Source organism: Georgenia wangjunii (assembly GCF_036421975.1).
Classification (GTDB): Bacteria; Actinomycetota; Actinomycetes; order Actinomycetales; family Actinomycetaceae; genus Georgenia_A; species Georgenia_A wangjunii.
This window is the reverse complement of the sequence record NZ_JAZGON010000001.1, coordinates 689,249-714,989: the sequence shown is the minus strand read 5'-3', so window position 1 is coordinate 714,989 and position 25,741 is coordinate 689,249. Positions and strand designations below refer to the sequence as shown.

The 25,741-nt window shown below is 73.8% G+C and carries 21 protein-coding genes; 8 read left to right on the top strand and 13 right to left on the bottom strand.

All coding sequences use genetic code 11. The features are described from left to right. The first annotated feature begins 7 nt into the window (after window positions 1-7). Window positions 8-955, top strand: coding sequence for a phosphotransferase family protein (locus V2J63_RS03245; protein ID WP_331229533.1), 948 nt, complete (start codon window positions 8-10; stop codon window positions 953-955). Between the two features lie 15 nt (window positions 956-970). On the opposite strand, the gene V2J63_RS03240 is transcribed toward V2J63_RS03245, so the two are convergent. Beyond that, window positions 971-2,188 (bottom strand): NAD(P)-binding domain-containing protein, encoded by a 1,218-nt coding sequence (locus V2J63_RS03240; RefSeq protein ID WP_331229532.1) that lies wholly within the window; start codon window positions 2,186-2,188, stop codon window positions 971-973. A gap of 119 nt (window positions 2,189-2,307) precedes the next feature. Here V2J63_RS03240 and V2J63_RS03235 point away from each other — a divergent pair, with 119 nt between their 5' ends. Both V2J63_RS03235 and V2J63_RS03230 read left to right on the top strand, forming a co-directional pair. After that, the gene (locus tag V2J63_RS03235) at window positions 2,308-3,123 is read left to right on the top strand and encodes a SprT-like domain-containing protein (protein WP_331229531.1); all 816 of its coding nucleotides are present in this window, start codon (window positions 2,308-2,310) and stop codon (window positions 3,121-3,123) included. Window positions 3,124-3,182: 59 nt separating this feature from the next. Further along, window positions 3,183-3,644 (top strand): hypothetical protein, encoded by a 462-nt coding sequence (locus tag V2J63_RS03230; RefSeq protein WP_331229530.1) that lies wholly within the window; start codon window positions 3,183-3,185, stop codon window positions 3,642-3,644. 148 nt (window positions 3,645-3,792) lie between these two features. Here the strand turns inward: V2J63_RS03230 and V2J63_RS03225 are convergent, their stop codons facing one another. The 5 genes from V2J63_RS03225 to V2J63_RS03205 form a co-directional block, all read right to left on the bottom strand. Then, entirely contained in the window at window positions 3,793-7,041 is a 3,249-nt protein-coding gene (locus V2J63_RS03225; protein ID WP_331229529.1) for an NEW3 domain-containing protein, read from the bottom strand. Between the two features lie 188 nt (window positions 7,042-7,229). Next, window positions 7,230-8,048, bottom strand: coding sequence for a carbohydrate ABC transporter permease (locus tag V2J63_RS03220; RefSeq protein ID WP_331229528.1), 819 nt, complete (start codon window positions 8,046-8,048; stop codon window positions 7,230-7,232). Beyond that, entirely contained in the window at window positions 8,045-8,944 is a 900-nt protein-coding gene (locus V2J63_RS03215; RefSeq protein WP_491062012.1) for a carbohydrate ABC transporter permease, read from the bottom strand. The genes V2J63_RS03220 and V2J63_RS03215 overlap by 4 nt, the downstream gene beginning before the upstream one ends. Window positions 8,945-9,032: 88 nt before the next feature. Further along, on the bottom strand, window positions 9,033-10,430 hold the full coding sequence (locus V2J63_RS03210; protein WP_331229527.1) for an extracellular solute-binding protein: 1,398 nt from the start codon (window positions 10,428-10,430) through the stop codon (window positions 9,033-9,035). Window positions 10,431-10,509: 79 nt separating this feature from the next. Beyond that, entirely contained in the window at window positions 10,510-11,664 is a 1,155-nt protein-coding gene (locus V2J63_RS03205; protein ID WP_331229526.1) for a carbohydrate kinase family protein, read from the bottom strand. Between the two features lie 84 nt (window positions 11,665-11,748). Between V2J63_RS03205 and V2J63_RS03200 the strand changes: the two genes are divergently transcribed. Both V2J63_RS03200 and V2J63_RS03195 read left to right on the top strand, forming a co-directional pair. After that, a complete protein-coding gene (locus V2J63_RS03200) occupies window positions 11,749-12,498 on the top strand; it encodes a DeoR/GlpR family DNA-binding transcription regulator (RefSeq protein WP_331229525.1) in 750 nt (249 codons plus the stop codon). Further along, window positions 12,495-13,853, top strand: coding sequence for a 6-phospho-beta-glucosidase (locus V2J63_RS03195; protein WP_331229524.1), 1,359 nt, complete (start codon window positions 12,495-12,497; stop codon window positions 13,851-13,853). The genes V2J63_RS03200 and V2J63_RS03195 overlap by 4 nt, the downstream gene beginning before the upstream one ends. Before the next feature lie 136 nt (window positions 13,854-13,989). On the opposite strand, the gene V2J63_RS03190 is transcribed toward V2J63_RS03195, so the two are convergent. The 7 genes from V2J63_RS03190 to V2J63_RS03160 form a co-directional block, all read right to left on the bottom strand. Further along, window positions 13,990-15,018 carry a Gfo/Idh/MocA family protein gene (locus V2J63_RS03190; protein ID WP_331229523.1) on the bottom strand — a complete coding sequence of 343 codons (1,029 nt, stop codon included), beginning with the start codon at window positions 15,016-15,018 and terminating at the stop codon, window positions 13,990-13,992. Beyond that, a complete protein-coding gene (locus V2J63_RS03185; RefSeq protein ID WP_331229522.1) occupies window positions 15,015-15,881 on the bottom strand; it encodes a TIM barrel protein in 867 nt (288 codons plus the stop codon). Before V2J63_RS03185 ends, V2J63_RS03190 begins: the two co-directional genes overlap by 4 nt. Window positions 15,882-15,961: 80 nt before the next feature. Further along, the gene (locus V2J63_RS03180; RefSeq protein WP_331229521.1) at window positions 15,962-17,458 is read right to left on the bottom strand and encodes a CoA-acylating methylmalonate-semialdehyde dehydrogenase; all 1,497 of its coding nucleotides are present in this window, start codon (window positions 17,456-17,458) and stop codon (window positions 15,962-15,964) included. Between the two features lie 20 nt (window positions 17,459-17,478). After that, the gene (iolD, locus tag V2J63_RS03175) at window positions 17,479-19,398 is read right to left on the bottom strand and encodes a 3D-(3,5/4)-trihydroxycyclohexane-1,2-dione acylhydrolase (decyclizing) (RefSeq protein ID WP_331229520.1); all 1,920 of its coding nucleotides are present in this window, start codon (window positions 19,396-19,398) and stop codon (window positions 17,479-17,481) included. Beyond that, window positions 19,395-20,306, bottom strand: a complete 912-nt coding sequence (gene iolB / locus V2J63_RS03170; protein ID WP_331229519.1) for a 5-deoxy-glucuronate isomerase — start codon at window positions 20,304-20,306, stop codon at window positions 19,395-19,397. Before iolB ends, iolD begins: the two co-directional genes overlap by 4 nt. Next, window positions 20,303-21,301 carry a 5-dehydro-2-deoxygluconokinase gene (gene iolC, locus V2J63_RS03165; RefSeq protein WP_331229518.1) on the bottom strand — a complete coding sequence of 333 codons (999 nt, stop codon included), beginning with the start codon at window positions 21,299-21,301 and terminating at the stop codon, window positions 20,303-20,305. The genes iolB and iolC overlap by 4 nt, the downstream gene beginning before the upstream one ends. Window positions 21,302-21,425: 124 nt before the next feature. Beyond that, window positions 21,426-22,313, bottom strand: coding sequence for a MurR/RpiR family transcriptional regulator (locus V2J63_RS03160; RefSeq protein WP_331229517.1), 888 nt, complete (start codon window positions 22,311-22,313; stop codon window positions 21,426-21,428). Window positions 22,314-22,478: 165 nt separating this feature from the next. Here V2J63_RS03160 and murQ point away from each other — a divergent pair, with 165 nt between their 5' ends. Genes murQ through V2J63_RS03145 form a run of 3 tightly spaced genes read left to right on the top strand, consistent with a single transcriptional unit; the run spans window position 22,479 to window position 25,740 of the window. Beyond that, complete coding sequence (murQ, locus tag V2J63_RS03155; RefSeq protein WP_331240790.1) at window positions 22,479-23,450, top strand: N-acetylmuramic acid 6-phosphate etherase; 972 nt, start codon at window positions 22,479-22,481, stop codon at window positions 23,448-23,450. Further along, window positions 23,450-24,784 (top strand): ABC transporter substrate-binding protein, encoded by a 1,335-nt coding sequence (locus V2J63_RS03150; protein ID WP_331229515.1) that lies wholly within the window; start codon window positions 23,450-23,452, stop codon window positions 24,782-24,784. Before murQ ends, V2J63_RS03150 begins: the two co-directional genes overlap by 1 nt. Then, a complete protein-coding gene (locus tag V2J63_RS03145) occupies window positions 24,781-25,740 on the top strand; it encodes a carbohydrate ABC transporter permease (RefSeq protein ID WP_331229514.1) in 960 nt (319 codons plus the stop codon). The genes V2J63_RS03150 and V2J63_RS03145 overlap by 4 nt, the downstream gene beginning before the upstream one ends. Window position 25,741 lies beyond the last annotated feature (1 nt).

Genomic DNA, 25,741 nt, shown 5'->3' with positions numbered 1-25,741 from the left:
GTCGACCGTGCCGCGCGACGCCGCCCCGCTCGACCCGTGGGCCGCGCGGGCGGTGCGGGCGGTGCGGGCGGTGCGGGCGCTCCTCCGGGCGCACCTGCCCGACGTCCCGGCCGCGACGATCGTCCCGCTCGGCTCCGGGCTCGACCACGGCACGTTCCTCGTCGACGGCACGCTCGTCGTCCGGCTCCCGCTCGCGCACGACGACGACGGCGCGCCGGACGGGAGCGCAGCGGGGGCGCACGGCGGCGACCTCGCTGACGTCGAGCGGGAGGCCCGGCTCCTCCGGCTCCTCGCGGGGGCGCTACCGGTGGCCGTGCCTGAGCCGGTCCTCGTCGACCCCGGCCGCGGGGCGCTCGCGTACCCGCTGCTCCCTGGGCGGCCGCTGCTCGACCTCCCCGAGGTCGCCCGGGCACGCGCCACGGCCGTCGGCGCCCGGCTCGGAGCGGTCCTCGCCGTCCTCCACGCCGTACCCGCCGACGATGTCGCGGGGCTCGTCGCGCACGACGCCACGGCGCTCGAGGAGTGGCTCGCCGACGCCGCCGAGCACCACGCGGCCGTCGCCGGCCACCTCGCCGGGCACGTCCGTCCCGCCGTCCGCGCGTTCCTCGACGCCCCGCCCCCGTCCGCCGGGCAGCCCGTCCTCTCTCACAACGACCTCGGGATCGAGCACGTCCTCGTCGACGCGGGAGGGCACGTCACCGGTCTCATCGACTGGAGCGACGCCGCGCTCGTCGACCCGGCGCGTGACCTCGGGCTCGTCCTGCGCGATCTCGGCCCGGCGGCGCTTGACACGGCCCTCACCGCGTCGGGGCACGAGGACCGCGGTCTGCCGGAGCGCGCGCTCTTCTACGCCCGGTGCGGGGCGCTGGAGGACCTCGCCTACGGCCTCGAGGCCGGGCGCGGCGCGTACGCCGCGAAGAGCATCACCGCACTCGCCTGGCTCTTCCCCGGCTGACCCGGTCGTCGCCGCTCAGGCGTCGAGCAGAGCCGTGATCTCCCGCACCGCGTCCCGCCCGGCCCGGTTCGCCCCGACGGTCGACGACGACGGCCCGTACCCGACGAGGTGTACCCGCGGCTCGGCGCGGACCCGCGTGCCGTCGACGGCGATCCCGCCGCCGTGGCCTCGCAGTCCGAGCGGGGCGAGGTGGTCGAGCTGGGCGCGGAAGCCCGTCGCCCAGAGGATGGCCTGCGCGGGCTGGAAGGAGCCGTCAGCCATGCGGACGCCGTCGGGCTCGATGCGGGTGAACATCGGGTGCCGCTCGAGGGCGCCCCGCTCCCTCGCGGCCCGCAGCGCGGGTGTCCACAGCAGGCCGGTGACGCTGACGACGCTGCGCGGCGGCAGCCCGGCGCGGACCCGCTCCTCGACGAGGGCGACGGCGCGCCGCCCGGCCTCGCGGTCGAAGTCGTCCTCGCGCCACAGGGGCTCCCGCCGGGTGACCCACGTCGTCGACGTCACGCGAGAGATCTCGTCGAGGAGCTGGACCGCCGAGATCCCGCCCCCGACGACGACGGTGTGGCGCCCGGCGAAGTCCTCGGCCCGCTCGTAGTCGGCGACGTGCAGCTGGGTCCCACGGAAGTCGAGCTGGCCGGGGTACCGCGGCCAGAAGGGCTTGCGCCACGTGCCGGTCGCATTGATGACCGCCCGGGCGCCCCACGCCCCCGCATCCGTCTCGACCAGGAGCCTCCCTCCCTCACCCCCCGCCCCGACCCCGTCTCCGTCCCTCTCCTCGGCCGCGTGGGCGCCACCCCCCACCTCGTCCGGGCCCCCCAACCCCTCCTCGTGATCATGCAGAAGTGCCGCGTCCGCGGGCGAGCGGCGCACGGCGCGCACCATGACGGGCCGCACGACGGCGAGGTCGAGCTCGCGCTCGTACCGCGCGAAGTAGTCCGGGATGGCCTCGTTCGCCGGCTCGCACGCCGGCGGGTCGGGCAGGGCCATGCCGGGCAGGTCGTGGATGCCGTTGACGGTCGCCATGCGCAGCGAGCGCCAGCGGTGACGCCATGCGCCGCCCGGTCCCGCCTCCCCGTCGAGGACGACGTAGGTGCGTGCTCCCGGGGCCGCCTCCGCCGGGGCGACGAAGCCGCGTCGGCGCAGGTGGTACGCGGCGGAGAGCCCGGCCTGGCCCGCGCCGATGACGACGACGTCGACGGGCCGGGCACGGGGCGCGTCGCCCGTCGGGTCACTCACACGAGGGGCAACACCCCGGCTGCGCGTCCGCTTCCCGCCGCGGGCGGTGTGGACAACGTCGGCCGGGTGTCGGCGCCACCTCGTACCGTCTTCCTCAGGCACGCGGCGGAGGAGGAGCGATGGACCTGGAGGCGGCCCGGACGATGGGCGTCGAGCTCATGGCCGTGCACGGCCTGTCCGGCTGGACGCTCGAGTTCGACGACGCCAAGGTACGGGCGGGGCTGTGCCGCTTCGACCGGCGCACGATCAGTCTCAGCCGCCCGCTCACCGTCCTGTACGGCCGCTCGCAGGTCCGCGAGACCCTCCTCCACGAGATCGCGCACGCCCTCGCCGGGCCAGGTCACGGGCACGACGCCGTCTGGCGGGCGACGGCCCGCCGCATCGGCTCGACCGGCGCCCGGTGCGTGGCACCCGAGGCCCCGCGCGCGCCCGCGCCATGGGTGGGCACGTGCCCCAACGGGCACTCGGTCACCCGGCACCGCCAGCCCGCCCGCGCGTCCTCGTGCACCCGGTGCAGCCGCGACTTCTCGCCGGACCTGCTCTTCACGTGGCGCTTCCACGGGCGCGAGGTCCCCATGTCCGCCGGGTACCGGGCGTCGGAACGCGAGATCGCGGACCAGCGGGCCGTCATCGAGCGGCTCGCCGCCCTCACGGCCGTAGCTCGGGACGGCCGGAGCCGGACGGGCACGCACACGCCGACCCTGTGGGACTCCGACGACGACCCGGTGGCCGAAGGAGATGGGACGTCGTCGCGGGCCGTCCTCGCCGCGCTCGGCGGCCTCCCCGTCGGCAGCACCGTCGCGCTCCGGGTGCGCGGAAAGTACGCCGGCGTCCAGGGCGTCGTCGAGAAGCGCGGCCGCACCCGTTACCACGTGCGCACCCGCGCCGGCCTGCTCACCGTGCCGTTCCGGGCGGTCCTTCCCGTCGGGGCGTAGACGCCGCGGCCGGACATGCACGCCGCCCCGTGCTTGCACCCGTCGATACGGTGGCAGACATGGGAGACACGAGGAGAACGGCGGCCCTGGCGGCCCTGGCCGTGCTGCTGCTCGCGGGGTGCTCACAGTCCGAGGGTGACGAGCGACTGGTGCTGGTCGCGGACAGGCTCGAGCACTTCCAGGAGGAGTTCGCCGGCGACGGCGTTCTCGTTCCACCCGTCCTCGCTCGCGGATCGGCCGCCCTCCCCGCGTTCGACTTCGACGTCGAAGAGGGGTTCGTACTCACGATCTACTGCATCGGTGAAGCGACTCTGGACGTGCGCTTCAACGGCGAACCGAGCGACTCCGGGGCGGTTCGGTGCGACAACGGGCAGATGGGAATGGCTCGGAACGCACCTGACATCACCGCCGATGAGAGCAATGTCGTCGTCAGCGCCGACGACGAGGACTCCTACTGGCTTGCGGCGGTCACCCGGTCCACAGATCGACACCGCGACGGGACTGACGTCTCGGACACGTAGTCCGGCGACCGACGGCCCTGCGGGTCGACGCCGACCGGAACGTCCCGGGCAGCCGGCGCGCCACCGCAGCGCCCTGCCCCGGACGCACGGGGCCCCGGCAGCCGCGCGGCTGCCGGGGCCCCGTCGTCCTGCGTGGGTCAGCCCGTCGTCAGTGCTCCACCCCCGCACGGCGGGCGCCGATGACGGCGAGGCCCACGATGAGCATCGCCAGCGCGGCCCAGCCCACCGGCGCGAGCGGCGCACCGGTCGAGGGAAGCTCCCCGCCACCACCCGGACGCGTGGGTTCGCCGCCCGGCGTCGTCGGGTCGGTCGCCGGGTCGGTCGGGGTGCCCGTCGGGTCCGTCGTCGGGTCCGTCGTCGGCTCCTGCGTCGTCGGAGTCGGGGTCGGGGTCGGGACCTCGCCCTCGACGACGGGGAAGTACCAGGCGTTGACCTCGTTCTCCGCCGACTGGAAGGAGATGAGGATCGAGCCGTCGGCCCGGAGCGCCTCCCGCACGACGTCGTCGATGGGCAGCGTCATCCCGCTCACGCCGACGCCCACCTGGACCGTCGTCATGCCGAGCAGGCGCCCGCCCATGTCGGGGCTCCACGGCGGGGCCGAGCCGTCCTCGAGCGAGCAGGCGTCGAAGCCGTCGGTGTCACCCGGGCAGCTCGACTCCCACACGGGGATGAAGCCGTGCTCGCCGTGCCAGAGGAACGCCCGGGCGGTTCCCTGCTCGGTCGACTCCACCGCGATGTCCACCGAGTCGCCGTCGATCGTCACGTCGGTGACCGTCATCGCCCGGCTCGGCTGCAGGCCGGAGATCGTCACGCCGCGCACGGCGGACTGGTGGACGGTCTGCGGGGACTCCACGCCCTGGAGCGCGGTGTCCGGGATCCGCGGGGCGTCCGGGGTCGTCGACCGGCCCTCGGGCGGGGTGTACCCGTCCAGGTACGCGTGGCCCCAGCGGTAGGGCTCGGACTGCTGGCTGCCGAAGGGCGACCACGCGGTCCGGGTCTCCCCGATGAAGTCCTGGTTGTCCGAGTCGTACGGCGTGATGTTGAGCCCGAGGTAGTCGGGGTCGACGTCGTTCGTCTCCGCCTCGCCCGTCGGCGGTGTGCTCGTCGGCCCGACGGCGGCGGGCAGGACGTCGAGCGGGATCTTGATCTCGACGTTGTAGGCGCCGCCGGCGTAGGCGCCGTCCGGCGTGATCTCGGCGTCGCTGACGACCTCCATGCCGGGGGCGTTGGGGCCGTCCTCGACGGTGTCGGCGAGCGGGCCGGAGGAGAAGCCCTGATGGTTGTCGGCGTCGCGCGTCCAGCACGGGCCGTTCTCGCCGTTGCCGGCGCTGCCGGTCGGGTCGTCGGTGAAGGGGAAGATCCCGGACTTGAACGTCGTCGACGTGTCGACCGAGTCACCGCGCGGGTCGAGGAGGACCTCGACGGAGTCGACGAGCCAGTGACCGAAGCACCGCTCGGGCGGGGCGGCGGCGCTCTGGGTGTCGTCGACGACGTGGATGAACGCGTACAGCGCGTCGTCCTGCCACGCGATCTTCGCGTAGCTGCCGTCGCCGCAGTCGGTGCCGTCGGGGTCGCACTCGGCGCCCTCCCAGCGGCCGCCGATCTCGATCGCGTCGCCGTACTCGTCGTCGTCGACGGCGTCGAGGGTCGGCGTGGCGTCGAGCTCGGGGATGACCGTCGTCGGGACGACGATGACCTGGAGCGTCTCGCTCGCGGAGCCGGCGGGCTCGCTGTACGTCGTCGTGATGGGGATGTCGACGGTGGTGCCGCCCGCGGCGTCGGGGTCGGTGTGGGTGACCTCGAACGTCACGGTCGTCTCCGCGCCGCCGGCAAGGCCGGTGTACGGCAGCGTCGTCGAGTCCGCGGTGAAGCCCTCGGGCAGGGTGATGCTCACCTCGCCGTCCTGGTCCGCGGACGTCCGGTTCGTCACGACGACCGGCAGGGAGATCGTCTCGCCCGCGCCGATCTGCTCGCGTGCCGGCGCACGGCCGGAGATGTAGGTGTTGGCCGCGGCCCACTCCTCGTACTCGACGAAGTTGCCCCAGCGCGCGAACCGGCCCTCGACGGGCGCCGCGATCTCCACCCGGGAGTCCGTGTACCCGGTCATGGCGCCCGACGTGAGGGTGGCCGCCAGCTTGTAGCGGCCGGGTGTGGCGTCGTCGCCGGGGGTGACGGTGAACGTGGCCGTCGCGTCGGCGTCCGGCGTGATCGGACCGATGTCCTGCGCGGCGGAGACGTCCCAGCCGGCGGGCACGTCGAGCTCGACGGAGCCGGCGGGGAGCGTCCCCTCACCGGAGCGGGAGTGGACGGTGACCTCGAACGGCTCGCCGGCCGCGTGGAAGTAGTCGTCCGTCGCGAGGTGGAGGAGCGAGCCGAGCGGCATGCCGCCCGGGTCCGGGATCGAGGCGCCGTAGAAGAGCGCGTCGTCGTTGCCGGCCTCCGGTGAGCTGTTGGGCTGGAACGGCACGAACGCCTGGGCCACGCCGTAGCGCGTGCACCCGGGCTCCGTCACGCCCATCTCCATCGAGCGCGCCTGCGTCGGGTGCGCGCGCGCCCCCTCGCGGCCCACCTGGGCCCACGTCTTCGCCGTCCCGGCCGGCTGGCCCTGGACGTTGCCCTCGGCCCACGTGTACGGCGACTCGTAACCCGTCCACACGCCGTGGACGGTGAAGGGGTTGGTCGGCGCCGGGGTGAAGCCGACGGTGCAGCTCGGTCCCGCCGTGCCGCCCTCACCCTGGTTGGAGGCGCCGGAGACGATCTTCTTCACCTGCCACGGCTCGACCGCGTCGGGACCGGTCAGCTGCTCGGGGAACATCGTCGGGTCCGCCGCGGCAGCGGCCGTCTCCCAGATGAGGCGCCCCGCGTACTGGTGGTTGCCGTGCCCGGCGGGCGCCGGGGAGAAGCCGATGAGGATCTCGGGGCGGGTCTCCCGGATGATGCGGACGGTCTGCCGCAGCCCCTCCTCGGCGTCCCACACCTGCGCCGTCAGAGGTGCGCTGGTGTTGTAGAAGAAGTCGACGCGGTCGACGTTGTAGATGTCGATCGTGCCGGAGCGCCAGTGGGAGGCGCGGTCCTCGTTCTCGCGGCGCAGGCCGAGCGCGGGGCCGGCCTCGTCACCGACGGAGTTGCTCCCGCCCTCGCCGCGCGTCTCCATGACGATGCCGCAGCGGATGTCGTAGAGGTCGTGCCACACACCGCAGGGGGTCGTGAAGCTCGCGTCGTCGTCGGGGTGGGCCCACAGCCCCATGATGTCGATCTTGGTCGGGTCTACCTCGGTGGAGATCGACGGCTCACCGACCTCGAGCGGCGGCAGCGTCGCCTGCGCGGCCGCGGCGGACATCCCGCCGCCGAGCAGCAGCGCGAGCACCGCCGGTAGTGCCAGGGCTTTCCGTTTCACGAGGACCTCCCGGTGCGGTGCGGACGGCGACGTCCGCAGCTGTGGTCGCAGACCACGCCGTCTGCCTTCCTGGCAAACCTAGCGACGCGGTGCTCACAGCTGCAAGGGAGTGCTCACATCTCGGGCGAGCGTCTGCACGAAAGTGCCGCGCCCGCGAGACCTGCCCTGTGAGCCGACCCGTCCGGCGGTCAGTCCTTGACCGCGCCCTCGAGCATGCCCTGGATGAAGTGCCGCTGGAGGAAGAGGTAGAGGATCACCATCGGCAGGGCGACGAGGACCGCGCCGGCCGCGAGGAGCGTCGTCCCCTGGACGTACTGCCCCTGGAACATGGCGAGGCCGAGCGGCGCGGTGCGCAGCTGGGCGTTGGGCGACATGACGAGCGGGATGAGGAACTCGTTCCACGTCCACATGAAGGTGAGCAGGACGAGCGTGACGACGGCGGGGCGGGCCACCGGGACGAGCACCTGCCACAGCACCCGGTGGTGGCCGGCGCCGTCGAGCCGCGCGGCCTCGATGATCGACCGGTTCGCGCCGCGGAAGTACGCGCGCATCCAGAACGTCCCGAACGCGACGGACTGCGCCACCTGCGGCAGGGCGATCGCCCAGATCGTGTTCGTCAGCCCGAGCGCCTGGAGGTCGAAGAAGAGCGGCACGACGATCGCCTCGGTCGGCACCATGATCCCGAGGAGGAAGACGTAGAAGAGCAGCTGCGAGCCGCGGAACTCGAAGGCGCCGAACGCGTACCCGGCCATGATCGACAGGATCGTCGAGAGCCCGACGACGACGACCGCCACCTTGAGCGAGTTGCCCATGTACTCGCTGAAGCGGCCCTGCTCCCACGCCCGGGCGAAGTTCTCCCAGTGCAGCGGGCCGCCCGCGGCCGCGTCCGCCGGCGTCTCCGGGGAGAGCGCGGTCTGCAGGATCGTCACGACGGGCGCGAGCGCGAGGACCGCGAAGACGATGAGGATGGCGTAGTTCCACGCCCGCTCGACGCTGGAGACCCTCACCGCTCGCGCTCCCCGACCCGGTTGACGACGACGTTGATCGCGAAGATGAGGACGGTGAGGACGACGGCCACGGCCGCCGCCGAGCCGACCTCGCCGAGCTGGAACGCCCGGCGGTACACCTCGTAGCTCGGCACGGTCGTCGTGCGCCCCGGTCCGCCCGAGGTCGTGACGTAGACGAGGTCGAAGGTCTTGAGCGCGGCGATGATCGTCAGGGTGAGGGCGACGACGATCTCCGCCCGCACGGACGGCACGGTGATGGCGAGGAACGTGCGCACCGGCCCGGCGCCGTCGAGGGTGGCCGCCTCGTAGAGCTCACCGGGGATGCGCGCCATGCCCGCCATGAGCAGGACGGTGACGAGGCCGGTCGAGACCCACGTGCCGATGACCCCGACGGCGGGCAGCGTGAGCGTGAAGTCCCCGAGCCACGTCCGGGTGAGCGCGTCGAGCCCGAGGGCGCGCAGGAGGGTGTTGATCTCGCCGTCGGGCGCGTAGAGCTGACGCCACGCCACGGCGACGACGACCATCGCGATGACCTGCGGGAGGAAGACGACGGTCCGGAAGAACCCGAGCCCACGCACCCGCGCGCGCGTGAGCAGCGCCGCGAGGACGAGCCCGATGCCGAGCGGGAGGAGGGAGAAGAAGAAGATGAGGACGAGCGCGTGCCCGAACGCGTCGCGCAGGGCCGGGTCGGTGGCGACGTCGGCGTAGTTCGCCAGGCCGACGAACGTCGCCAGGCTCAGCCCGTCCCAGTCGTACAGCGAGATCTGGACGGCCCGGCCGAGCGGGTAGAGCATGAACGCGCCGTAGACGGCGAGGGCGGGCAGGAGGAACCAGTACGGCGTCAGGCCGTAGCTGCCCCCGCGCCGGCGCCGTGCAGCCGGTGGTGCGGGGGCCAGGCCCGTCGGCGAGGTGCCCGGCGCGGCGGCCGGGACGCTCGGCGAGGAGCCGGGGGCGCGACGGTGGTGGCCGCCACGCCCCCCGGTCTCATTCGTTCGAGGCAACGAACTCTGCGTAGTCGGTCTCGACGGTCTCGGTGAACTCCTCCGGGGTCATCTGCCCGTCCATGAGCCCCTGCAGCGCCTGGCCGAGGGTGTCGCCCATCGTCGGCGTCGCCCAGTCGAGGTAGGGCAGGAGCGCACCGTTCTCCGTGACGTCGCCGTAGGCGCTGTAGATCTCCGCCTGGAGGCCGCCGTCGGGCATGTGCTCGGCGGTCTCGACGACGGGCATGTTCCCCGTCTCGGCGAGGATCGCCATGGCGTCCTCGCTCGTGATGAAGTCGATGTAGGCGGCCGCGAGGTCGGGGTTCTCCGCCGCGGAGGTGACGGCGAAGGGGATGCCGATGCCACCGGTCGTGACGGAGCCGGCGCCGGCCTCGACGGGCGGCGGCGCGAAGAAGCCGACGTCGTCGCCCATGGCCGCCTCGATGTCCGCGGCGAGCCACGACCCGCCGATGAGGTAGACCCCGGTCCCCTCGGTGAACGCCTGCCACACGGCGTCGTAGTCGGCGCCGTTGAAGCCCTCGTTGAAGTAGCCGGCCTCGACCCACTCGACGGTCTTCGCGGCGGCCTCGAGGTTGCCCTCGCTCGTCCAGCTCGCGCCGGCGTTGCCGAAGCCGAGGGCACGGATCTCGTCCGCGTCGACGTAGGCGCCCTGGATGGGGCCGAACACGTGCAGCGCGGGCCACTGCTCGAGGTTGCCGAGCACGAGCGGGGTCTCCCCGGCGTCCGCGATCGTCGAGAGCTGGTCCTCGAAGTCGCCCCACGTCTCGGGCACCTCGAGCCCGAGCTCGCCGAGCTTGGCCTTGGAGTAGAAGACACCGACGATCTCGCCGACCTGCGGGAGGCCGTACAGCGATCCCTCGCCGAACGTCACGCCGTCCTCGCTGTAGCTCGTGTTCTGCAGGACGCTGTCCGAGAACCGGTCCGTCCAGCCGTACGCCTCGGCGTAGGGGTCGAGGGAGATGAGCTGGCCGCCGGCCACGAACTGGCCCATCTGCGCGCGCGCGTTGTTCGCCTGGGTGACGTCGGGGGCGTCGTTGCCCGTCAGCGCCAGGCGGAGCGTGGCGGTGAGGTCGTCGTTCGACTGCGTGACGCGGTCGATCTCGATGTTCGGGTACTCCTCCATGAAGGCCTCGTTGAGGCGCTCCATCTGCTCGTTCTGGCCGCCACGGACCTCCTGGTCCCACACCACGAGGGTCTGGTCCTCCATGGCGGCGATGTCGGTGTCGACCTCGCCGTTCCCGGGCGTCGCCGACGTCTCGCCGTCGGTCGTCGGGTCGTCCCCGCCGTTGGACCCGGGCGTGCACGCCCCCAGTGCCAGTGCGGTCGCGGCGATCGTCGCCGCACCCGCGGCGAGCCTCCTGCGACGGAGTGCTGCGCTCATGGTCGTTCCTCCTCCTCGTTGGCGGCGCCCGGTGAACCGCCGGCTCCTATTGTCACCGTTCGTGCGTCGTCCCGGGCTGTCATAGGTCGGCATCCAGGGCGAAGGTTGCCTCGGCGCGGCGCGCCACGCTCGCCGGCCGGGCCGGCAGCGCCCCGTCGAGGAACGCGTAGCGGGCGCGCAGCTCACGCGCCCCAGGGTCCCCCCGGTCGGCGGCGAGGCCGAGCCCCGCCCACCAGTCGTGGATGTCACCGAGGCCCGGCGCGGCGAGCGAGCCGCCGAACTGCTGGACGGCGAGGGAGGAGCACAGCGACGCGAAGGCCATCCGGTCCGCGAGCGGCCAGCCCCACAGCGTCCCGCTCGCGAAGGAGGCGGCGAACACGTCGCCGGCCCCCGTCGGGTCGATGGCGTCGACGGCGACGGCGGGGACGTGCACCTCCTCGCCCGTCGTGCTGTCGATCGCGTACGCCCCGCGGGGCCCGCACGTGACGACGACGACGGGCACCCGGTCGGCCAGTGCGTGGAGCGCGGCGCGGGGGTCGGCGGTGCGGGTGTACGCCATCGCCTCCACCTCGTTCGGGAGGAAGGCGTGGCACCGCGCGAGGGGCTCGAGCGCCGCGACGTCCCACACCCCGGTGGGGTCCCAGCCGACGTCGGCGAAGACCTTCGCCCCGGCGTCGGCCGCGCGGGACCACCACGTCTCCGCGGCACGGTGACCGCCGAGGTCGGTGATGACGGCACGGGTGGCCGGCGGGTCGCCGATGAGCTCGTCGTGCGTGATGGGCAGGTCGTGGCCGTGCGTGACCATCGAGCGGTCGTCGCCGTAGGCGAAGGAGGCGGTCACGGACGTGTGCTGGTCCCCGAGGCGGGTGGACCACGACAGGTCGATCCCCTCCTCGGCGAGAAGCTGCCAGCACCACTGCCCGTAGACGTCGCCGCCGAAGCCGGCCGCGAGACCCGTGGAGAGCCCGAGGCGGCTCGTCGCCACGGCGAGGTTGGCGATGCCGCCGGGCAGCGAGCCCATGCCCGCCGCCCACACCTCCGTGCCCGGCCGCGGCTCGGCCGGCAGGCCGGAGAAGATGATGTCGAGGAAGATCGGCCCGCAGAGGAAGACGTCGAGCGGCACCGGCGGCTCGCCCGCCGCCGTCACGGGTGCCCCGGTGGCTGCCGTCGCCGCCGCTGCGGCGGCCGGACGCGCGCCGGAGCCGGGCGCGTGGGTGCCGCCGCTCGTCCTCACGTGTCCTCCGCCGCTCCTGATCGATACATCCGCATTCTATGCACACTCATGCCCACTAGTGCGCGATCCTGCTAAACTTTGCACGTGCTCACCTCGACCCGCCGGGAGTTGATCCTCGCCGAGCTCGCGAGCGCCGGTGAGGTCTCGGTGGCGCGCCTGGCGAGCACGTTCGGCGTGAGCACGTCGACGATACGCCGGGACCTCAACACCCTCAGCAGCCAGGGCCGGCTGCAGCGGGTCCGCGGAGGCGGCGCGATCGAGCCGGTCCCGCGCCCCGTCGAGCACGTCACGACCGACCGCGCCGGCTCGCTCGCCGTGCTCGGCGCACGGGCGGCCGCGCTCGTCGCCGACCGTGACGTCGTCATCCTCGACATCGGGACCACCGTCGCGGAGGTCGCGCGCCACCTGCGGGGCCGGAGGGTGACCGTCGTGACGCCCTCGCTCGCCGTCGTCGACGTCCTGCGCGACGACCCGGTGGTCGAGCTCGTCCTGCTCGGGGGCGTCCTGCGCCGCTCCTACCTCTCCTTCGTCGGGTCCCTGCCGGAGCAGGCGCTCAGCCACATCACGGCCGACCTGTGCTTCCTCGGCACGAGCGGCGTGCGGGACGACGGGAGCGTCCTCGACTCCACGAGCATCGAGGTGCCGGTCAAGCGCGCGATCCTCGACGCGTCCGAGCGTCGCGTGCTCGTCGCCGACGCGGACAAGTTCCCGGGCTCGGGACTGCTCGCCGTCTGCGGCCCCGACCGCATCGACGTCGTCATCACGACCGCGGCGGCCGACTCCCCCGGCCTCACCCAGCTGCACCACCACGACACGGAGGTCATCACCACGTGAAGCTCACCATCATCGGCGGAGGCGGGTTCCGCGTGCCGCAGATCTTCGCGGCCGTCGCCGCCGCGGACGCCGGCATCCGGGTCGACGAGATCTGCCTCTACGACGCCTCGCCGGAGCGCATGCGCGTCATCGCCGCGGTCCTCGACCAGCTCTCCCCCCGCCTCGCGCACCCGCCCGCGCTGAGCACGACCGGTGACCTCACCGAGGCGCTGCGGGGCGCGGACTTCGTCTTCTCCGCCATCCGCGTCGGGGGCACCGCCGGTCGGATCAGCGACGAGCAGGTCGCCCTGCGCCACGGCGTCCTCGGGCAGGAGACGGTGGGCCCGGGAGGGCTGGCCTACGCGCTGCGGACCCTGCCGCAGGCGCGGGCCCTGGCGGAGCGGGTGCGGGACGTCGCCCCTGAGGCCTGGGTCATCAACTTCACCAACCCCGCCGGCATCATCACCGAGGCCATGCGCGCCATCCTCGGCGAGCGCGTCGTCGGCATCTGCGACACCCCGATCGGCCTCGTGCGCCGCGTCGCGCGTGCCGTGGGACGCGACCCGCGCGCCGTCGGCTTCGACTACGTCGGCCTCAACCACCTCGGCTGGCTGCGCACGGTCACCGTGGACGGCCGGGACGTCCTGCCCGGGCTGCTCGCCTCGGACGAGCACCTCGACGGCATCGAGGAGGCGCGGCTCTTCGGCTTCGACTGGGTCCGCGCCCTCGGCGCCCTGCCGAACGAGTACCTCTTCTACTACTACTCCAACCGGGAGGCGGTCGCGCGGATCAGTGGCGGCGGCCCCACGCGGGGGGAGTACCTCGACGCCCAGCAGAACGCGTTCTACGCGAGCGCCGCCGAGCGGCCCGAGCACGCGCTCGAGGAGTGGGACCGTGCCCGGCACGAGCGCGAGTCGACGTACATGGGTGAGTCCCGCGCCGAGGAGGAGCGCTACGGCCGGCGCGCGGAGGACGTCGAGGGCGGCGGCTACCAGGAGGTCGCGCTCGACCTCATGACCGCGCTGTCCACCGGCCGGAGCGCGACGATGATCCTCAACGTCGGCAACGACGCGGCCGGCGGGGAGCGGCTCGTGGCGCAGCTGCCCGCCGACGCCGTCATCGAGGTGCCGTGCACCGTGGACGACGCCGGCGTCCACCCCCACCGCGTCGCGCCCCTCGCCGCGGACATGGCGGGCCTCATGCTCGCCGTCAAGGCGAGCGAGCAGCTCGTCCTGCGCGCCTCGGCGGAGCGCTCGTCCGAGCTCGCGTGGAGGGCGTTCGCGACGCACCCGCTCGTCGACTCGATCGCCGTCGGGCGCACGCTCCTCGACGGCTACCGCGAGGCCGTCCCCGATATCGCCGCTGCCCTCGACTGACCCGCCCCCCTCCCCTCGTGATCAGGCAGACGTACCCGGACACGTCTGCACGATCACCGGGGGACGAGCGGGGCACGCCGGAGCTTCTGCTTGATCAGGACCTGGGGCGCAACACGGTTGCAGGGGCGGGCCGGCACTACTGCATGATCACGCGAGGGGCCGGGGCGGGCGGGACCTGGACGGGCGCTCCGCCGGCGTGCATCGACGCGATGACCGCGTCGGCGGCCTGGGCCGCCCGGAGCCCGTCGGCGGCGCACGCGAGGTCGGGAGCCGGGCGCCCGGTGACGATCGCGTCGACCCACGCCTGGAGCTCGGCGCGGTACGCCTCGGCGAACCGCGGTCGCCAGTCCGCGGGGTAGTCGAGCGCGCGGCCGAGCTCGGCGTTGCGCACGAGGAGGGAGGAGTCCGCGAGCGCGAGCGTGCCGCCCTCCCCAGCCACCTCGAGGCGCACGTCGTACCCGTACCCGGCGTTGACGAAGAGCTCGACGGTGCACAGGGCGCCGTCGGCCGTGCGCACGAGCAGGACCTGCGGGTCGGCGCGGCCCGGCAGCGAGCCGGGCGCGCTCGGCGCGTGCCAGCTGACCTCGCTCAGCGCGCTGCCGAGCACCCACGGGAGCGAGTCGAGCTCGTGGATGGCCGAGCTCGTCACGGTGGTCTCGGACGTCCCGCCCGGCGCCGTCCGGGTGTTGCGGTGCACGGCGTGCGCGACGAGGGCGCGACCGATCCGGCCCCCCTGGACGGCGCGGCGCAGCTCCACGTGCGCGGGGTCGAAGCGGCGCATGAAGCCGACGTGGACGAGCGCGGGCCCGTCCCCGACGACGTCGCGCTCGGCGTCGACCACCCGCCGGCACTCCGCGACCGTCGGTGCGAGGGGCTTCTCCACGAGGACGGGCTTGCCCGCGGCGACGGCGGCGAGGGTGAGCGAGGCGTGGCTCGCGTCGTCCGAGGCGATGATGACGGCGTCGACGTCGTCGGCGGTGATGAGCTCGAGACCCGACGCGGTCACGCGCGTGCCGGCGCCGGCCTCGCGCGCGACGGACGCGGCCCGCCCGGCGTCGAGGTCCGTCACGGCGGTGACGACGGCACCGGACACCCGCGTGGTGAGCGTGCGGACGTGGTCGGCCCCCATGACGCCGGTGCCGACGACGCCGACGCGCAGCGTCATGCCCGGGCCGCCAGGTCGCGGAGGTGGGCGAGGGACGTGCGGACGTCGGCGAGGGGCCCCTCGCCGGCGGGCTCGGCGTCGATCATCGTGTCCTGCTCGAGCACGACCCAGCCGCCGAACCCCGCGGCGTCGAGCGCCGTGAAGATCGCGGCGAGGTCGATGTCCCCCTCCCCGAGGGGGGCGTAGATCCCCGCACGCACCGCCTCGGTGTACGTGAGCTCGCCGGCGCGGACCCGCTCGGCGAGCGCGGTCCGGACGTCCTTGGCGTGGACGTGCGTGATGCGCGCGGCGTGGTCGCGGGCGAGGGCGACGGGGTCCGTGCCGCCGATGAGGAGGTGGCCGGTGTCGAGGCACAGGCCCACGCCCGAGCCGTCGAGGACACGCGTGACGTCCTCGCGGGTCTCGACCATCGTGCCGACGTGCGGGTGGAGGGTCGTCGTGATGCCGCGGGCGGCGGCGAGGTCGCGCAGCCGGTCGAGGTTGGCGAGGAGCGTCGCCCAGCCCCGCTCGTCGAGCTCGGGGCGCTCGTCGTAGCCGTCCTGGCCGGAGGCCGCGGCGAGCACGAGGACGTCGCCACCCGCCGCCTCGAAGCTCTCCAGCTCCCGGTCCACCTCGGGCACCGGGTCGTGGTCCGGGTCGTGGAGGAGCACCGGGACGAAGGCACCGACGGCCGCGAGGCCGTGCGAGCGCAGCACAGCCGCGCGCTCGTCCGGGGCGACGGGGAGCCAGCCCTGTGGCCCGAACTCGGTCGCCTCGAGCCCGAGGTCCCGCATCTCGGCGAGCACCCGGGAGGGCGGCATCTGGTGCCCCCACCCGGGGACCTCGCACACGCCCCAGCTGATCGGTGCTCCCGCGATCCTCACGTGCCGCTCCTTCTCTCGCGCCTCGGGGCGCTGCTCTCGTACATGGCGGGCGTCGTTGCTCCGGTACCGCGCCCGGGTGGTCAGTCGGTCGTGCTCGGGAAGCTCATGCTGGCCGCGCCGGGGCGGTCCTGCGCCGGCCACCGCGTCGTGACGACCTTGTTCCGAGTGTAGAAGCGCACGGCCTCGGGTCCGTGCGCGTGGTGGTCCCCGAAGAGGGAATCCTTCCACCCGCCGAAGGAGTAGTACGCCACCGGCGTCGGGATCGGCACGTTGACCCCCACCATGCCGGCCTCCACCTCGAGGCTGAACCGGCGCGCGTGCTCCCCGGACGTCGTGAAGATCGCTGCGCCGTTGCCGAACGGCGAGGCGTTGACGAGCGCGAGCGCCTCGTCGAGGGTGCCGACGCGCACGACGGTCAGCAGCGGGCCGAACACCTCGTCCCGGTACGCCGCCATGTCCGGGGAGACCCGGTCGAGGACCGTCGGCCCGACGAAGTAGCCGCCCTCGTGGCCTTCGACCGTCAGACCCCGCCCGTCGACGACGGCGACGGCGCCCGCCTCGACGGCGCCCGTCACGTACGCGACGACCCGCTCCCGGGCGTCCGCGGAGATGACCGGCCCCATGTCGGTACCCGGGCGGTTCCCGGGGCCCACCGTGATCCCCTCCGCCTCGGCCGCCAGCGCGGCGACGAGCGGGTCCACCGCGGCCCCCACCGCGACGGCGACGGGCACGGCCATGCACCGTTCGCCGGCCGACCCGAAGGCGCCGGCGGCGATCTGGGCGGCGGCGGACGCGATGTCCGCGTCCGGCATGACGACGGCATGGTTGTTCGCCCCGCCGAGCGCCTGGACTCGCTTGCCGTGCGCGACGCCCTCCCGCTGGACGTACCGGGCCACCGGCGTCGACCCAACGAAGGACACCGCCGCGATCCCGGGGTGGGCGAGGATCGCGTCGACCGCCTCCTTGCCTCCGTGGACGACGGTGAAGACGCCGTCGGGCAGGCCGGCCTCCTGGTAGAGCCGGGCGACGAGGTTCGCGGCGGACGGGTCCCGCTCCGAGGGCTTGAGGACGAACGCGTTGCCCGTGGCGATGGCGATCGGGTGCATCCACATCGGCACCATGACGGGGAAGTTGAACGGCGTGATGCCGGCGACGACGCCGAGCGGCTGGCGCAGGCTGTGGACGTCGACGCCCGAGGCGGCCTCCGCCGTGAAGCTGCCCCTCGACGCCTGGTTGATCCCGCAGGCGAAGTCGAGGGTCTCGCGCCCGCGCCCCACCTCCCCGCGCGCGTCGGCGAGCGTCTTGCCGTGCTCGGACTGGACGAGGCGCGCCAGCTCCTCCGTGCGGGCGACGACGAGCTCGCGCATGTGGAACATGACCTCCGTGCGGCGGGCGAGGGACGTCGCCGCCCACTCCCGCTGCGCCGCGCCCGCAGCCGCGACGGCCCGCGCGACGACGCCGGCGTCGCCCTGGGCCACCCGGGCGGTCTCCTCGCCCGTCGCGGGGTCGTGGACGGGGGACGTCGCGCCCGTGCCGTCGTCGGCGGCGCCGCCGACCCAGTGCCTGATCGTCCTCACGGCACGTCCTTCCTCGACGCTCACAGGTGGGGCCGCTGCTGCTGCTTGGCGCGCTCGTACTCGGCGCGGGCCGCCCGCGTGCTCGCGAGGCGGGAGACCTCCGCGACGGGGACGTCCCACCACGCCGACGACGGCGGGCTCGGCGCCTCGGGATCGGTCTCGATGTGGATGAGCGTCGCGTGCGCGGAGGCGCGCGCCCGGGTGAAGGCCGCGCGGAACCCGGCGACGGTCGCCACCTCGAGGACGTCGATCCCGAAGCTGCGGGCGTTGGCGGCGAGGTCGACGGGCAGCCGCTCCCCGTCGAGCCGGCCCGAGGTGGGCGAGCGCCGGCGGTACCGGGTGCCGAACCCCTGGGAACCCAGCGCGGTGGAGAGCGCGCCGATCGAGGCGTAGCCGTGGTTCTGGAGGAGGACGATCGTCACCTTGAGGTTCTCCGCGACGATCGTCGCGAGCTCGCCGGGGAGCATCTGGTAGGACCCGTCCCCGACGACGGCGACGACCTCGCGGCCGGGCTCGGCGAGCTTGGCGCCCATGGCGGCGGGGATCTCGTAGCCCATGCACGAGTACCCGTACTCGAGGTGGTACTGCCCCGGCCGCCGAGCACGCCACAGCGCCTGGAGGTCTCCGGGGATGGAGCCGGAGGCGTTGATGAGGATGTCGTCGGCGCCCATGAGCTCGTCGAGCGCACCGAGCACCTCCGTCTGGGCGGGGAGGGGCCCGTGGCCGCGGTGGTAGGCCTTCTCGGTGACGCGCACCCAGTCCTGCGCGAGGGCGCGGGCCCGGGCGGCGTACGCGGGCTCGACCCGGTAGCCAGCGAGGGCTTCGGTGAGGGCGTCGAGCCCCTCCCGGGCGTCGGCGACGACCATCTCGGCGGCGTGCTTGGCGGCGTCGAAGGCATGGACGTTGACGTTGACGAACCGGACGCCGGGGTGGCGGAAGGCGGTGCGGCTGGCCGTCGTGAAGTCGGTGTACCGGGTCCCCACGCCGATGACGACGTCAGCCTCGGCGGCGAGGGCGTTGGCCGCGGCGGTGCCCGTCGCCCCCACCCCGCCGACGGCGGACGGGTGGTCGAAGGGGAGCGCGCCCTTGCCCGCCTGGGTGTCGGCGACGGGGATCCCCGTGGCGGAGGCGAAGGCGGCGAGGGCGTCCGCGGCCCCGGAGTAGATCGTCCCGCCACCGGCGACGAGGAGCGGGGTGCGCGCCGAGCGGATGACGGCGACGGCCCGGGTGAGGGCCGCCGGCTCGGGCACCGGCCGGGCGACGTGCCACACGCGCCGGCGGAAGAGGCCGGCGGGCCAGTCGAAGGCCTCGGCCTGGACGTCCTGGGGCAGGCACAGCGTCACCGCGCCCGTCTCGGCCGGGTCGGTGAGGACGCGCATGGCGGCGAGGAGGCTCGCCGGGAGCTGCTCGGGGCGGGTGAGGCGGTCCCAGTAGCGGGACACCGGCCGGAAGGCGTCGTTGACGGAGATGCCCGGCTCGCCGGGGTCCTCGAGCTGCTGGAGGACGGGGTCCGGCGCGCGCGTCGCGAAGGTGTCCGACGGCAGGAGGAGGACCGGGATGCGGTCGATCGTCGCGAGGGCCGCGCCGGTCACCATGTTCGTCGAGCCCGGTCCGACGGAGGCCGCGCACGCGAACGTCTGGAGCCGGTTGCGGGTGCGGGCGTACCCGACGGCGGCGTGGACCATGCCCTGCTCGTTGCGCGCGCCGTAGTAGGTGAGCCGGTCTGCGCCCGGCCCCGGGTCCACCTCGTTCTCGAGGAGCGCCTGCCCGAGGCCGGCGAGGTTGCCGTGCCCGAAGATGCCGAACACCCCGGCGACGAGCCGCTGCTCCTGCCCGTCACGCTCGGTGTACTGGCGGGCGAGGAACCGGACGATCGCCTGGCCGACCGTGAGGCGCACCGTCCCGGAGGGCGCGGTGCCGCGCGAGCCGCCGGCGCTCACGGCTCCGCCCCCGACGGCTCGCTGATGCCGGTCGCCGGCCGCCCGGTGGGGACCGTCATGGGCAGCCGCGGGTCGACGGCCGTGCACTCCCACGTGGCCCGGACCCAGTGGTGGGCCGGGTCGTCGGTGGTGAGCCACGCGCGGTCCGCCGCGGGCCCGGCCATGACGTTGAGGTAGTACAGGTCGTAGCCCGGCGCGGCCATCGAGGGCCCGTGGTAGCCGTGCGGGGTGAGGACGACGTCGCCGGGGCGCACCTCGGCCGCCAGCTCGATCGGGCGCTCCACCGTGCCGTAGGTCCGGTGGAACGCGAACCCGGGGCCGTCGGGGCCGCCGCGGACGTCGAAGTAGTAGATCTCCTCGAGCTCGCGCTCGTCGGCGGTGTGCTCGTCGTGCTTGTGCGGCGGGTAGGAGGACCAGTTCCCGCCCGGCGTGAGCACCTCGCACACGAGGAGGTGGTCGGTCGCGAGCGCGTTGCCGAGGGCGTAGCTGTTGACCTGGCGCGAGCACGCCCCGGCGCCGCGCAGCTCGGTGCAGACCTCGTCAGCACCGCGGTAGGACGCGGGCAGCCGGCGGGCGGCTCGCGCTCGCGGCAGGGCGAGCCGCGCGCCGTCGTCGGCCGTGATGACGACGTCGCTGCCGGCGGGCACGTAGAGGTGGTCGGTGACGGCGGAGAAGACGTCCGCCCGCCCGGTGAGCACGTGCTCGGTGCCGTCGACGAGCACCGTGCACCCGCCGGCCAGCGGCAGGACGAGGAGCTCGTCGCCACCGGTGCGGACCACCTCCTGGCCCCCGGGCTCGAGGTCGAGGACACCGAGCCCGCAGTACCGCCAGCCGGCGCGCTCGGGGGTGACGTCGACGGCCCACCGGCCGTGGGCGGTCTCGCCGGCGCGCACGAGGTGCTCGTTCACCGCGCCGCCACCGGCACGCGCTCGACGACGCCGGGCGGGACCCGGTCGTCGAGGACGGCGAGGAGCTCGGCGAGCGCAGGCATGGCGGTCGAGCACTCGAGCCGCCCGGCGACGATCGCGCCGGCGGCGTTGGCGGCGGAGACGGTCCGGTGGAGCGACCACCCCTCGACGAGCCCGTGGCACAGGGCCCCGCCGAACGCGTCCCCCGCCCCGAGCCCGTTGACGACGTCGACCTCGAGCGGCGGGACGACGACGCGCTCGTCGGCGGTCTTCGCCAGCGTGCCGCGCGGTCCCTGCTTGACGACAGCGACGTCCGCGCCGGCCTCGAGGAGCGCATCCGCCGCCCGGTCCGCGTCCCGCTCGCCGACGGCGACGTCGCACTCCTCGGTGTTGCCGACGGCGACGGTCACCCCCGGGAGGAAAGCCCGGACCTGCGCCGACGCCTCGTCGCGGTCGGGCCAGAACATCGGCCGGTAGTCGAGGTCGAGGACGGTGTGCGTGCGGCGCTGCCGGGCCGCGAGCGCCGCGACGTGCGCCGAGCGTGACGGCTCCTGCGACAGGCCCGAGGCGGAGAACCACACGACCGCGGCGTCGCGCACCGCCTCCGCGGGGACGTCGTCGGGCGTGATCTCGAGGTCGGGCGCGCCGGGGCGCCGGTAGAAGTAGAGGGGGAAGTCGTCGGGCGGGAAGATCTCGCAGAACGTCAGCGGCGTAGGCAGGTCCGGCGTCGTCACGACGTAGGCGTCGCTCACCCCCAGCCGGCGCATCTCCGCCCGGACGAACCGGCCGAACGGGTCGTCCCCCACGCCCGTGAGCACCGCCGCGCTCTGCCCCAGGCGGGCGGCTGCGACGGCGACGTTCGTCGGGCTGCCGCCCAGGAACCTGCCGAAGGTCGTCACGTCCTCGAGGCGCACGCCGCTCTCGAGCGGGTAGAGGTCGACGCCGGAGCGGCCCACGGTCAGGACCGTCGGCGACGCCGCGCGCGACCTCGTCATCGAGCACTCCTCGCATCGTCCCCGCCAGGCGTGCGGCCGCGCACCGCCGTGCCGCCGCCGCCTCACCTTCCCGCACCCTCCCGGGGGTGTCAACGAGTCCGGCTGCCCACCCGCCGACCGCCCGCTACAGGTCGGCGATCGCCTTGAAGCTCGCGTCGAGCGCCGCCCGGGTGGCGTCCATGTCGCGCATGGCCACGGCGACGAACACGCAGTCGATGACGGTGAGGAGGGCGATGCGGCTCGCCATCGCGCCGGTGCGGAACGTCGTCTCGCGGCTCGTCGTCACGAGGACGACGTCGCCCGCCTTCGCCAGCGGCGAGCCCGGGTGGTTCGTCAGCGCGATCGTCGTCGCGCCGACGCCGGAGGCGAGCCGGACCGGCTCGAGGACGTCAGCGGTGGCGCCCGAGTGCGAGATGGCGATGACGACGTCGCCCCGCCGGCGCAGGGAGATGGCTGTGACCGCCGCGTGCCGGTCCGGGTGGACGACGGCGTTGTACCCGACCCGGGCGAGCTTCTGGCACAGGTCGGCCGCCGTCAGCGCGCTCGCGCCGACGCCGATGACGTCGATCCGGCGCGCGCCGACGATGGCGTCCACCGCCCGCTCGAGCTCACCGACGCTGAGCATGGAGACGGTGTCCTCGACGGCGCGGGCGTCGGCGTAGCCGATCTTCGTGATGATGTCCTCGAGCGTGTCGGAGGCGTCGAGGGTGCCGGAGACCGGCCCGCGGGCGCTGCGCCCCTCCTCGATCCCGGCGGCGACGGCGAGGGCCAGCCGGAGCTCGGGGTAGCCGGAGAAGCCCATGCGCTTGGCGAACCGCACGACCGTCGGCGCGGACGTACGGCACCGGGCCGCGAGCGCGGTGATGGACTCGCGGGCCACGAGGTTGGGGTCGGCGACGACCGCCTCGCCGACCCGCCGCTCCGCCGGCCGGAGGTCGGTGAGCGAGGCGCGCACCCGCGAGACCAGCCCCGCCCCGGCGGACTCCGCGGGGATGCTCGACATACCTGCCATCGGTCGTTCCTTCTTCCCTCGACCGCCCGGGGCGGCTGAAACATACTTCGTTGTACATAAGCGTAGATGAAAAGGATTGACATCCACGGCTCGGACGGGCATCGTCCTGCGCAACGGGTCCGTGCGCCGACCGGCGTCAACCGTGCCCGCCCGAGGAGGTCGATGATGCCAGCATGGAGCGAACCCCGGTGGGGGGTGCTCGTGGACTCCCCGACCGAGGAACGCAACCCCCGGACCGTCGAGATGGACACGGTCCCGACTCTCGACCTGCTCCACCTCATCAACGCCGAGGACCACCTCGTCCCGGGTGCGGTCGCCGACGTCCTTCCTGCGCTGGCCGAGCTGGTCGACGGCGCGACGGCGCGGGTGCGCGCCGGCGGGACCATCCACTACGTCGGCGCCGGCACGAGCGGGCGCATCGGCGTCATCGACGCGGCTGAGCTCCTGCCGACCTTCAACCTCGAGCCGGGCGTCGTCGTCGCGCACCACGCCGGGGGCGACGCCGCGCTCGTGCGGGCGGCGGAGAACGTCGAGGACGACGCCGAGGCGGGTGCGCTCGACGTCGCCGACGTGACCGCGGGCGACGTCGTCATCGGCATCGCCGCCTCCGGCCGCACGCCGTTCGTCGCCGGCGCGCTGGCCCACGCCCGCTCCGTCGGGGCACTCACCGCCCTCGTCACCTCCAACCCGCGCTCGGCGCTGCGCGGGGACGTCGACGTCGAGATCATCCTCGACACCGGGCCGGAAGCGCTCGCCGGCTCGACGCGGATGAAGTCCGCGACGGCGCAGAAGCTCGTCCTCCACACGTTCTCGACGGCGCTCATGGTCCGCCTCGGCCGCACGTGGTCGAACCTCATGGTCTCGATGGTCGCGACCAACCAGAAGCTGCGTGCCCGCACGCTGACGATCCTCGCCCAGGCCACCGACGCGTCCCGCGAGGAGTGCGCCGACGTGCTCGACCGGGCCGACGGGGACCTCAAGCTCGCCCTCGTCATGATGCTCGCGGGCCTCGACGTCGCGGCGGCCCGCGCGGCCCTCGACCGTGCGGACGGCACCGTGCGCGCCGCCGTCGCCGACCCCACCGGCCTCTCCCCCCTGCCCCACACCCTCGCCCGACCCGATGAAGGGACACCCTGATGCAACGCCGCAAGCCAGTCCTCACGCTCGCCACACTCACCACGCTCCTCGCTCTCGGCGCCTGCGCGCCGTCCTCCGACGCGCCCGACCCCGACGAGACCGTCGCCGCGGGAGGCGAGACGACCGGCGCCACCGGCGGTGAGTGCACCGACGAGGAGACCACCCTGCGCGTGTGGTCGTGGCGCACGGAGGACGCCGACGCCTACGCGACGATCTTCGACGTCTTCGAGGAGCAGAACCCCTGCATCACCGTCGACTTCCAGGCCTTCCTCAACACCGAGTACAACCAGATCCTCCAGACCGGCCTCACCGGCAGCGACGGCCCGGACATCGCCCAGGTGCGCAGCTACGGCCTGCTCCAGCCGCTCGTCGAGGGCGGCAACCTCGTCGCGCTCGACGACATCGTCCCCGAGGTCGCCGAGTTCGACGAGACGATCCTCGCCGGAGCCAAGGGGCGCGAGGACGGCAACATCTACGGCGTCCCCTTCGCCTCGCAGACGCTGCAGATGTACTACAACGTCGCGGTCTTCGACGAGCTCGGCCTCGAGGAGCCGACGACGTGGGACGAGTTCATCGCCGTCAACGAGGCGGTCGCGGAGTCCGGCATGACGCCGATGTCCGTCGGTGCGCTCGACGCGTGGATCATCCCGATCGTCCACGACATCCTCGGCTCCGCCGTCTACGGCGGAGCCGAGTTCGAGGAGGCCGTGCTCGCCGGCGAGACGGACTTCACCGACCCGGCCTACGTCGCGTCGCTGCAGACGATGGCGGACATGGCCCGGTACATGTCGGACAGCGTCGTGGGCGTCAGCTACACCGACTCCCAGGTGCTCTTCACGACGGAGCAGGCGGCGATGTTCCCCGGCGGCTCGTTCGAGCTCGCGTTCTTCCAGAGCGAGAACCCGGACCTCGAGCTCGGCGTCTTCCAGGTGCCCCCGGCCCCCGGCGCCGCCCTCGACGAGGCCGTCACCCCCGCGTACGCGGACGGCAACTGGGGCATGAGTGCGCAGAGCGCCAACCCCGAGGCCGCCGAGAAGCTCATCCAGTGGCTCGCCACCGAGGAGTACGGCCAGATGATGGCCAACGACCTCAAGCAGTTCTCGCCGGTCCCCGGCGTGACCTTCGACGAGCCGCTCATGCAGGAGATGTGGGACCTCTACCAGGAGAGCCCCGCCCCCTACCTCCAGCTCGTCAACTTCCGCTACGGCACGCCGTCGGGGACGGACCTCGTGGGCCAGGGTGGCCAGGAGCTCTTCCTCGGTGACAAGGACGCGGCAGGCGTCGCCGCCGACATCCAGAACGGGATCTCTGCGTGGTTCACTCCCGGGGCGTGAGCGACCCCGCACAGACGCTCGCCCGCAAGGGGACCGGGCAGCGCCGCCGCACGGCGGCGCTGCCCGCGCGCACGGGGCTGCTCTTCCTCGCCCCGGCTGCCATCCTCTTCGCCGTCTTCGTGCTGTACCCGATGTTCACCGCGTTCACGTACTCGGTGTTCAGCTGGCGCGGCACGACGCAGGGCGAGTTCGTCGGGCTCGACAACTTCATCCACCTCTTCACCGCCGAGCCGTACCGCAGCCAGGTGCCCCGCGCGTTCGGGCACAACCTGCTGCTCTTCGCGGGCGCGATGGTGGTCCAGAACTCGGTCGGGATGCTCCTCGCGGTGCTGCTCCACCGGCGCGCGCGCTTCCGCCGGTTCTTCCAGGTCATCTACACGCTGCCCTACCTCGTCAGCCCGCTCGTCATCGGCTACCTGTGGTCGCTCCTGCTCTCCCCGCTCTTCGGGCCCGTCAACGCCCTGCTCCGGGGCGTGGGTCTCGACGCGCTCGCGCTCCCGTGGCTGGGTGACCCGTCCACCGCGCTGTGGGTCGTCGTCCTCGTCACCTCGTGGCAGTGGGTCGGGTTCCCGATGCTGCTCTACGGGGCGGCCCTCGGCGGGCTCTCCCCCGAGCTCGACGAGGCGGCCGAGCTCGACGGCGCCACCGGGCCGCAGCGGTTCTTCCGGATCACGCTGCCGCTGCTCACCCCGGTCATCGGCACGGTGAGCGTCCTGACGTTCATCGGGGCGATGGAGTCCTTCCCCATCCCCTACGCCCTCGGTGGGTCCACCGGCAGCCCGGCCGGCGCGACGGACGTCATGTCCCTCGTCTTCTACCGGACGGCGTTCGAGTCCGGCTCGTCCAACGCGATCGGGACCTCCTCGGCCGTGGCGATCCTGCTCTTCCTCGTCATCTTCGGGTTGTCCGTCTTCTTCACCCGGTGGTTCCGCCGGACCGAGCGGAGGTTGTTCTGAC

Bases quoted from the DNA above. Each gene is read 5' to 3' on its own strand.
- V2J63_RS03235 (WP_331229531.1), top strand. From the start codon at position 2,308: ATGGACCTGGAGGCGGCCCGGACGATGGGCGTCGAGCTCATGGCCGTG.
- V2J63_RS03230 (WP_331229530.1), top strand. From the start codon at position 3,183: ATGGGAGACACGAGGAGAACGGCGGCCCTGGCGGCCCTGGCCGTGCTG.
- V2J63_RS03210 (WP_331229527.1), bottom strand. From the start codon at position 10,430: ATGAGCGCAGCACTCCGTCGCAGGAGGCTCGCCGCGGGTGCGGCGACG.
- V2J63_RS03190 (WP_331229523.1), bottom strand. From the start codon at position 15,018: ATGACGCTGCGCGTCGGCGTCGTCGGCACCGGCGTCATGGGGGCCGAC.
- iolC (WP_331229518.1), bottom strand. From the start codon at position 21,301: ATGACGAGGTCGCGCGCGGCGTCGCCGACGGTCCTGACCGTGGGCCGC.
- V2J63_RS03160 (WP_331229517.1), bottom strand. From the start codon at position 22,313: ATGGCAGGTATGTCGAGCATCCCCGCGGAGTCCGCCGGGGCGGGGCTG.
- murQ (WP_331240790.1), top strand. From the start codon at position 22,479: ATGCCAGCATGGAGCGAACCCCGGTGGGGGGTGCTCGTGGACTCCCCG.
- V2J63_RS03150 (WP_331229515.1), top strand. From the start codon at position 23,450: ATGCAACGCCGCAAGCCAGTCCTCACGCTCGCCACACTCACCACGCTC.